10 protein-coding genes and 3 pseudogenes are annotated in these 8,567 nt (G+C 57.1%); 7 read left to right on the top strand and 6 right to left on the bottom strand.

Features of this window, described 5'->3' with window-relative positions; genetic code table 11:
- Positions 1–490 precede the first annotated feature (490 nt).
- From BVER_RS25665 to BVER_RS25685, 5 genes and pseudogenes are all read right to left on the bottom strand, one after another.
- Positions 491–850, bottom strand: coding sequence for a hypothetical protein (locus BVER_RS25665; protein ID WP_050455662.1), 360 nt, complete (start codon positions 848–850; stop codon positions 491–493).
- A 51-nt stretch (positions 851–901) separates the two neighbouring features.
- Positions 902–1,120 (bottom strand): hypothetical protein, encoded by a 219-nt coding sequence (locus tag BVER_RS25670; RefSeq protein ID WP_157056222.1) that lies wholly within the window; start codon positions 1,118–1,120, stop codon positions 902–904.
- Between the two features lie 411 nt (positions 1,121–1,531).
- Positions 1,532–1,855, bottom strand: coding sequence for a type II toxin-antitoxin system RelE/ParE family toxin (locus BVER_RS25675; RefSeq protein WP_050455664.1), 324 nt, complete (start codon positions 1,853–1,855; stop codon positions 1,532–1,534).
- Positions 1,855–2,130: a CopG family ribbon-helix-helix protein gene (locus tag BVER_RS25680; RefSeq protein ID WP_050455665.1), complete on the bottom strand. Its 276-nt coding sequence runs from the start codon at positions 2,128–2,130 to the stop codon at positions 1,855–1,857. Before BVER_RS25680 ends, BVER_RS25675 begins: the two co-directional genes overlap by 1 nt.
- Before the next feature lie 160 nt (positions 2,131–2,290).
- A pseudogene (locus BVER_RS25685) lies at positions 2,291–2,882 on the bottom strand (IS3 family transposase); the annotation flags it as partial.
- Positions 2,883–3,136: 254 nt separating this feature from the next.
- On the opposite strand from BVER_RS25685, the gene tnpA reads away from it, so the two are divergent.
- From tnpA to BVER_RS25705, 6 genes and pseudogenes are all read left to right on the top strand, one after another.
- Positions 3,137–3,550: an IS66-like element accessory protein TnpA gene (gene tnpA / locus BVER_RS25690; RefSeq protein ID WP_232316775.1), complete on the top strand. Its 414-nt coding sequence runs from the start codon at positions 3,137–3,139 to the stop codon at positions 3,548–3,550.
- Positions 3,547–4,955 (top strand): annotated as a pseudogene (gene tnpC / locus BVER_RS25695) (IS66 family transposase); the annotation flags it as partial. The gene tnpA and the pseudogene tnpC, both read left to right, overlap by 4 nt.
- Positions 4,941–5,114: a transposase domain-containing protein gene (locus BVER_RS36575; protein WP_440588106.1), complete on the top strand. Its 174-nt coding sequence runs from the start codon at positions 4,941–4,943 to the stop codon at positions 5,112–5,114. The pseudogene tnpC and the gene BVER_RS36575, both read left to right, overlap by 15 nt.
- A 113-nt stretch (positions 5,115–5,227) precedes the next feature.
- The gene (locus BVER_RS36355) at positions 5,228–5,389 is read left to right on the top strand and encodes an integrase core domain-containing protein (protein WP_370444277.1); all 162 of its coding nucleotides are present in this window, start codon (positions 5,228–5,230) and stop codon (positions 5,387–5,389) included.
- 309 nt (positions 5,390–5,698) lie between these two features.
- On the top strand, positions 5,699–6,187 hold the full coding sequence (locus BVER_RS25700; RefSeq protein ID WP_050455667.1) for an RNA polymerase sigma factor: 489 nt from the start codon (positions 5,699–5,701) through the stop codon (positions 6,185–6,187).
- 243 nt (positions 6,188–6,430) lie between these two features.
- Entirely contained in the window at positions 6,431–7,153 is a 723-nt protein-coding gene (locus tag BVER_RS25705) for a FecR family protein (protein WP_050455668.1), read from the top strand.
- A gap of 189 nt (positions 7,154–7,342) precedes the next feature.
- On the opposite strand, the gene BVER_RS35790 is transcribed toward BVER_RS25705, so the two are convergent.
- On the bottom strand, positions 7,343–7,663 hold the full coding sequence (locus tag BVER_RS35790) for a hypothetical protein (RefSeq protein ID WP_050455669.1): 321 nt from the start codon (positions 7,661–7,663) through the stop codon (positions 7,343–7,345).
- Here BVER_RS35790 and BVER_RS25715 point away from each other — a divergent pair.
- Positions 7,560–8,475 (top strand): annotated as a pseudogene (locus tag BVER_RS25715) (acyltransferase family protein). The gene BVER_RS35790 and the pseudogene BVER_RS25715 sit on opposite strands and share 104 nt — an antisense overlap.
- Positions 8,476–8,567: the final 92 nt, after the last annotated feature.

Raw genomic sequence — 8,567 nt, forward strand, 5'->3', positions numbered from 1 at the left:
CGCATGATCCTCAGAAAGCTGCGGCTTTATTGCGCCCTTGTCCTTCTCGCTTCACTCAAACGCTCACCTGCGCTGCCCTTCCTCCCATGAGAGAGGCGCAACGCAAAACGAATTAGTCAGCCCCGACCATTTAGTCGGGCACTTTGTCCGCAAACTGCTTACGGCGAGTGCATCGGACACGTCCGCCCTGCACAACCCCCTGAGCGATTTTTCGAGGCGCTTCGGCGGGGCCGTCGTAGTCCGTCTATCGCAAGCGCAAACACTTTTCTTCTCTCGGGCGTCGCCCGCGCATCACAATCTTCACGAACGACGTCGCTCGAACCCGTTGCCCTTGCATTCGGGGAGGGATGGCGCATTCTCGCGCCGGGTTTCCTATGCAACGCCGCGCCAGTCGAAAGGCGCGGCTAAGGCTTGAGATCAGCGGAAACAGTTTCGCACGCAACGCCGGCATGTAGCCTCCTGCAAGAAGTGAGGAAGCCAGTTGTCGGATCTAAGTGAAACCATTGAACGAACGGTGAGAATCCAAATCCTGGGCCGAAGCCGCGAGGTCGCGACGACCAAACATCACTTTTCCTCGATCCTGAATCATCGCCCGTATTGGGACACCAAGCGAATTTTTCGCAGTGCCCGGGAACGGTTTATCCGGCTTGATTTGGTTTCTAAACGAGCAGGCTACGACAGTGCCCCGGCGTTGGTCGGCTATGTAAGCAACCGAGTCTACGCGATTAATGATATTCCCATGCACTTCCTCATACGTGGTAATTAAGCGGAAGTTTGTGCTCTGAGCGTGCGCCGCTGGCGCGCCAAAAGTCAACGCACCCACCACGGCGAAAACGAAAGCCCTGCCCATTGCCGCACTCCCGTAAAATAACGCCCGTTGTAAAACGGTTTTCCGAGTTAACTATCGCGCGTCAAGCGCGTCATTCCATAGCTTCATCATGCGCGCCGCGTCGGCGCGTAATTCGAGGCTGTCCGGCCCCATTAGCGCCACGGTGAGGCCGCTTTCATCTTCAGCCTCAAGCATTACCCAAGGCTTTGCTGGGTCGGCAACGGAAAACTTCGGCAGTTGTATCGTAGTCATCACTCGTTTTCGAGTGAACTTAGCTTCGTCGATTTGCATGCGTTTTTCCGTTCTTAGTAGTTACCGGCGAGCAGATCAGTTGCCAATCGCTGGGCGACGGTCCAATAGCGTTGACGGTGGCCGAACAACTCGGCGTCGCTTCGCGTCATCGCACGCGCTCGTTTCATCAGCAAGCGCCGGTATGCGTGCTCACTCACTTTCTAAACTCTTCATCTTATTATCGGCACAGGAGCGCCGACCCTGAATTGCATTCTACTGCAACCGGCTCCAGATGAGCCTCTACGCGGCCACCGCCCGCGTCAGCCAGCGCCTTGCGCTGGCGCTCCACGCGATCCTTGCCCGTGTAGTCGTAGTTCGGGGGAACCAGTTTCTTTGAAACCATCTGCTTACCTGCGATAAAGGCCGCATCGAGCGGCCTGTGAGCCGAATGACGGTCGTCGGCCCTTTCGTTCAGCGGTCCTGCCGCGTGTCCCACACCCGAAGGATCACGATACTCGCCGGAGTCGGCTCGTAGGCCGGGATGATCTCGTAGTGGATCTCATAGCCCCCGTGAAGACACACGTCCTTGTGAACCTCTCGGGCCGGGGGACCCTCCCAGCCGTCCAGTTCCTCCCCGATGCGGTGGCGCAGTTGTGCACCCAAGGATTTCGCCTCATCGTTTAGCGCCTTCAAAATCTCGCGCGCCTTGGTCGCTCCGTTGAGCATCTTTTCGAACTCGTAGATGGTCAGCAGGTCCGACGCGGCCTTGCTGGTGAACACGACCGGGAAGACCATCACTCACCAACCTTCGGCAAGGGAAGCTCATGATCGGTGCCCAAGCTGTCGGCCCAGCTCTCCATCGCGGCCATCGATATCAGCCTGCCCGCAGTCACGTCGTCCAAACCTTCCTGAATCATCTGGCGTTCACGCTCCGCTCGGGCCAGGTAAGCCACGACCGCCTTGCGAACGATCCATTGCTTCGACCGGTCCAGCTTCGTCGCCAAGTCTTCCATGCGGTCTACCAAAGTCACCGGCAGTTGAGCCGTTACCGTCTTCAATGCTTCCGCCATAGCACACCTCAGTCTCTTGCATTTCAGTATTTTCTATTGTATCGCAATAGCGACGGTTTCGAACATACCATGACTACCCTGCTTGGTCACGCGAATATGTCACCGGACAGCGCGGAGATGAAGTTGCCCGCGAATTTCGGATCCCTTAACTGGGGGAAGATTATGCCACCCGTTGATTTTGGGCGGCGTACCAGTCCTGCTCGAACCGCATCGGGCTGACGTAGCCCAACGTTGAGTGCAAGCGAGAATGATTATAGAAGCTCAACCAGTCGATTACTTCGTCCATCGCTTCGCGACGCGTTGCAAAGCGCTAGCCAAGGATGCGCGCACGCTTGAGCGATCCCCACAGGCTTTCGGTCGGTGCGTTATCCCAACAATTTCCTCGACGGCTCATCGAGCTGCGCATGCCGTAGCCCTTGATCAAGTTCTGAAAGTCACGACTGCAATACTGGCTACCTCTGTCGCTGTGGACGATCAGGCCCGCTTCCGGCCGGCGGCGAAACCACGCCATACGCAGCGCGTCCGACACCAGTTCCGTGCGCATGTGTGGCTTGCATTGACCAGCCCACCACCAGCCTGCTGAACAGGTCGAGGATAACCGTCAGGTACAGCCAGCCTTCGTCAGTCCAAACGTCCGTGATGTCCGTACTCCAGGCCTGATCGGGGCGAGCAGGCGAGAAGTCGCGTTGTAGCAGATTTGGCGCGACCGGCAGGTTGTGATTGCTGTCGGTGGTGGCCTTGAAGCGGCGTTTGGTCTCCTGCGAGTGATGTTTGCGTTTGGACATGTAGAGGCGAACCTGTTGGTCGGTAATGCGGGTTCCAGACATGTAGCTGATCGCTTTCTTGTTCGATCAGCCATCGTAGAACCCGGCCGACTCGGCGCCGCCGGTGATGCGTCGTCTTCGACGGCTACGCCGCCTTCGACTCCTCATCACCGGCCAAAACCTTCGCCGCTACACCGGCCAACATGATTGGCGCCGTCCACGTTCGGGCGTGACGCCTTGAATTGCCGCTGCACATGATCAAGAGGACAGGGTGTGTTTCGCTGGCTAAGCGCCCGAACTTTCCACGCGAGTTCAAACGACAGCTCGCTGAACAGACCTTCGAGCCGGGTGCATCGGTATCGCTTGTCGCGCGCCGCAACGACATTAACACCAACCTACTGTTCAGATGGCGCCGCCAATATCTTCAAGGCGTTTTCGGAGCGCCACTTCCGGCGCATGCACAACAGCAATCCAATGTTGACGTTGCACCGTTACTCCCGGTGGGCATAGTCGCCGAAACCGAGGTGTCGATGTCCATGCGCGAGGCCGTGACGGAGAACACCTGCGAGATTGAATTTGACCGTGCACGCCTGCGCGTCCGCGGCAACGTGTCGCCGGATATGCTGCGTTTGCTCATTCGGGAGCTGTCCCGATGATCGGGTTGCCGGCGGGCACTCGCATCTGGATCGCCGCTGGCGTCACAGACATGCGCGCCGGATTCCCGGGGCTCGCGGCGAAGGTCCAAACTGCACTGGAGGAGAATCCGTTCGGCGGCAATGTCTTCATCTTCCAGGGTCGGCGTGGTGACCTCATCAAGATTCTGTGGGCTACGGAGGACGGGCTATGGCTTCTGGCGAAGCGGCTTGAGCGAGGGCGTTTTGTCTGGCCACAGGCCGACGGCGGCAAGATCCATCTGACCCATGCACAGCTGTCGATGCTACCAGCCTCGAAGGAGGCGTTGCCGCCCCATCTGCCGCGTGAAGATCGTGTGCTGGAACCCAATTCGAGCTGTCCGAACTGCGGCAATGCCATGCAACCACTCGGTGAGGACGTGTCCGAGCAGCTCGCCCGTGTCGCCGCCATGTTCAAGGTGATTCGCACGATCCGGCGCAAGGCAGTCTGCGCCTGCTGTCATCACATCTCGCAGCCGCCGATGCCGGGCTTGCCGATTGAGCGCAACATTGCGCATCCGGGCCTGCTTGCTGACATCCTCGTTTCGAAATTCGCTGATCATCAGCCGCTGTACCGGCAGTCGGCGATCGCCGCGCGCGACGGCGTAAAACTCGACCCTGCCAGCATGGGGCGTTGGGTCGGCCAATGCGAGGCCTTGTGCGAACCGTTGACCGAAGCGCTACGCGTCTACACGATGGCAACCTTCAAGCTGCACGCGGACGACACGCCGATCCCGGTGCTTGCACCCGGCAATAAAAAAGACGCGCACGGGTCGCCTGTGGGCTATGTTCGCGACGACATTCGCTCAGGCTCAATGGACCCCGCAGCCGTCTGGTTTGCCTATTCGCCTGACCGCAAGGCATTCATCCGCAAACCCATCTCGCCGGATTCAAAGGCATCCTGCGGGCAGACGCCTACGAAGGCTTCGATGAGCTGTATGCGGGCGGCAAGATCCGTGAGGTGGCTTGCTGGGATCACGCGAGACGGTATATATACGACGTTCATGTGCGCACGCCGACTGAGTCGACAAGGCACGTACTCGAACTGATCGGCGAACTCTATGGCATTGAGGCTGATATCCGGGGCAAGCCCGCAGCCGAACGGTTATGCGTGCGGCAGCAGTCGAGCCTCGCGGTGCTGTCGACCATCAAGTCATGGATGACGGACAAGATCGCGACCCTGTCGGCGAAATCTGAGTTGGCCAAGGCAATACGCTACTCGCTCAATCAATGGGACGCGCTCGTTCTGTACTGCGAAGACGGTCGCGTCGAGATCAGCAATACCCTCGCCGAAAACGCTCTGCGCTGCGTAAGTCTGGGGAGGAAGAACTTCCTGTTCGCAGGCTCCGATAACGGAGGTGAGCGGGCCGCCGCAATGTACGGCTTGATCGGCTCGTGCAAACTGAACGACATCAACCCGCGCGCCTACCTCGAATACGTCCTGACTCACATCGCAGACCACAAAATCAGTCACATCGACGAGCTGCTGCCCTGGAATGTGATCAGCAAATTGCCCACGCAATTTACTCCGCCGTCAGCGACAAGCTGATCTCCGCAACGCCTTCCACTAACCCTCCGTCACCGCACCGCCACTAGCGTGCCACATGTGCGCGATGCATCGAGAACGGCCAACGCGAGGCGATTACATCTGTGCACTTGCGCGTGGCCACCTCATTACTTCAGGCGGCCAAACCGAAGCAGAACGCGTACACCGCATCGTTCAAAGGAGAGTTACGCGACGAATGCCTTAGCGAGCACTGGCTCACGACGCTTGGATATGATCGGGGAGTCATTGTGGCAATGCGTCAAGATTACAAAAAGTAAACGCCGCGCAGCGCGCTGAAGAACCTTTTGCCAGCTGAGTTTGCGGCGGAACGTCGGGCAACATTGAGTGCTGCCGCCGCATCGCAGGAACTGGATTAAGGGCTCTGCGGTAAGCCTACTTCCGCCGGGACACGAAAGAAAATTCTCTCGCCGCACTGTTCTACCCCGTTGAGAAGTTTTTGGATTCTATTTATGTCTTGTTACCATTAGTTCCGCGCGGACCATTCGTGCATCTGTGAATTGGCACAAAGGAGTTGCCGATTCTTTCATTTCTATTGCACTATCAATGTTAGGGCAAAGGAGTCTGCAATGGGTGCAGTGATGGAAGAGTTGATTCGGGGTTACGCGGATCTGAGGCGAGTGCTTCGACGTGATCACAGTGCTGATGACGCGGCCGATATAGCTCAGTCGTCATTTGAGCACGCGCTTCGATATGCGCAGCAGAATGAAGTCTTGTCACCTGCGAGCCTGCTATTTGTCATATCACGACATCTCCAGATAGACGCGGCACGTCGTAAAAAGCGTGCGCCTGAGTGTACAATCGAGGATGATGCTCATTTTGAGTATCTCGCCGTTTGTGAAGTAACCCCGGAGCGGCAACATTCGAGCAGACAACGCGTCGAGCTACTGAGCAACATTCTCGACAATTTGGCTCCCGGTTGCCGAGAGGCTTTCGTACTCTGCAAGATCCATGGCATGTCGTACGATGAAGCTGCGTCGGAGATGGGAATCAGCTCAACAGTGGTCAAGAAGTACATTGTTCAGGCGTTGAAGGAACTTCGAAACGCATTGCGCTAGGATGAACTCTGTCTTCCACTACTTGAATTTGGCTTCATTATATGCCATTGACGCAGTGCGAGATGGATAAGGCTGACGATCTCTTTGTTTCGCTGTCTTTTGGCAACGATATGGAAAAAGCTCGTGCTCAGGAATCGCTGCAAGCATGGGTTGGTGCCGACCCTGAACGCCTCAAGTATCTTCGAGAGCTCATGACGGTGGGCACCTTAGTTGACTCCCAACTGGGTACACTGAGAACACGCTATGCGCGTCACTTGGAACCTAGACCCGTTTCGAGATCAGTTCGATCAAAGCGGCCTCGTCTTCGCCCCTTCGTTGTTTTTGGGGCGGCAGGGGGGGGCTTTCTTGGTGACTCTTGTTGCTTTGTATATCAATCCAGTTTTATCGACACAAGAGTTTAGTTCCGATATCGGTGCGCAACGGCGCGTTGCGCTCAGTGATGGTAGCAGCGTTTTGCTCAACACATCGACCTCGGTAGTTTTCGAAAACCGGTTGCGATCTCGGGACGCTCATTTGCGCAAAGGCGAAGCCCTATTTTCAGTGTTGCACAGCGGTCTGCGTCCTTTTGAAGTAACCACACGCAATGTTACCGTGCGCGATGTCGGTACGATATTCTCGGTTCGCAGCGATTCAGACGATGTCACCGTTGCTGTGGTGGAAGGACAGGTTGAGCTGTCGAGTGCCGATCAAAAGGTTATTCTCAGTGACGATCAGGCGGCGACGATAGATGCATCGCACTTGATATCTCGCAGTGACGCGCAATTCCAAGCCTTGGTGAATTGGCGAAATCAACGTCTTGAGTTTAAAAGGACGCCCCTCATGCTTGTTGTTCGCGAGATTCAGCGTTATAGCCGGCGCGCGATCTCGTTCGAAGATGTTAGAGTGCAAGGCTATCGGGTCACCGGCGGATTTTCGAGTGCCGATCCTGATCTGCTTCTAAAAACGCTAGGCTCTGTTCGCATTTGAAGAAATGTGAACAGAGCCTAGCGTTCGGCGCGAAATGGCGAACGCCCGTGTGCGGCGCACCACGCTCGCCTGAAATGCTCCGGTAAGTGTTGCCCAGACCGCGCGCGCGTGGAGGCGATGTCGGTAAAACGCGTGATTCTGGCGGATCGTACCGGGGCTCTGCGCCGATGATTCAATAGCCGGTCGGTGCTACGCGACCGGTGAGAGATAAACGAGTATTCGCGATGCGCGCATATGCGCCGTTTCGAGGAGCCATCGGGCGAATCCGGGCCGCGAATCATCGACAACCATAAGACCTTCGTACAGGGGGAAGGCCATGAGCCTGTTCGGCGCGACACGTATCCAGGGACAACCGAAACGATCGATCGAACTCGATTTCATTCGGGGACTCGCCATCATTGCCGTGATGGGATACCACTTCCATTCATTTCCGACGGGCAGCGCGCTGATCGCGGCGATCGAGTATCCGTTGAAAAGCTTCGGCCATGAAGGCGTGAATCTGTTTTTCACGCTGTCGGGCTTTCTCGTCGGCGGATTGCTGCTGAAAGCAGTATGCGCAGGAAGGGCGCATCGACGCGACACGTTTCATCGTGCGACGCATCTTCAAGATCTGGCCCGCGTATTACGTGCTGATCCTGTTTCATGTGATCGTCGGGCGGCATCCGCTGGATACGTTCCTCGTGCAGAACCTGACGCACTTGCAGAACTACTTCGGGTCGTCGATTGCGCAGACGTGGAGCCTGGCGGTCGAGGAGCATTTCTATCTGTTCCTGCCGCTGCTGCTGATCGTGTTCGGACGCTGGAAAACGCGCGCCAACACGATTTTCGCGGTGCTCGGCTCGATCTGCGTCGCGGTGCTGATCGCGCGTAGCGTCGCGGTGCACAACGGTCAGCTCGACGAGACGTTTTTCTATACGCAATATCGCATCGACAGTCTGCTGTTCGGCGTGATGCTCGCGGCGCTGTACTGGATGAAGCCGGCGGCTTATCGCGCGATCGCCGATCGCAAGTGGCTGCTCGTGACGATGGTCGTGGGTCTGGTGCTCTGGCTCGTGTTCGGGACGCGCAATGTGGCGCTCGATCAGAGTATCGGGTACACGATTCAGGCGATCGGGTTCTGTGCGCTGATCGTGTTGACGGTGGAGTATTCGGCTTCGGTTCGCGAGACGAAGCTTTATCGGTTCATCGGATGGATCGGGGTTTATTCCTACGGCATTTATCTTTGGCATTCGCTGGCACTGGCTCCTGGCGATATGCTCATTCGTAAGGCTACTGCGTTGCACTTGCCCGGTAGTGTGCAGAATGATGTGCAAAAACGCTGAGGCGGCAGGAGCGCAGAGGCAGGGGTGGCCGTGGTGTAAGTTGATGAATGTCCAGTTCGTCAACCTGCCCTCGGGAGGGCTTACGCCATGGC

Source organism: Candidatus Burkholderia verschuerenii (assembly GCF_001189365.1).
GTDB lineage: Bacteria > Pseudomonadota > Gammaproteobacteria > Burkholderiales > Burkholderiaceae > Caballeronia > Caballeronia verschuerenii.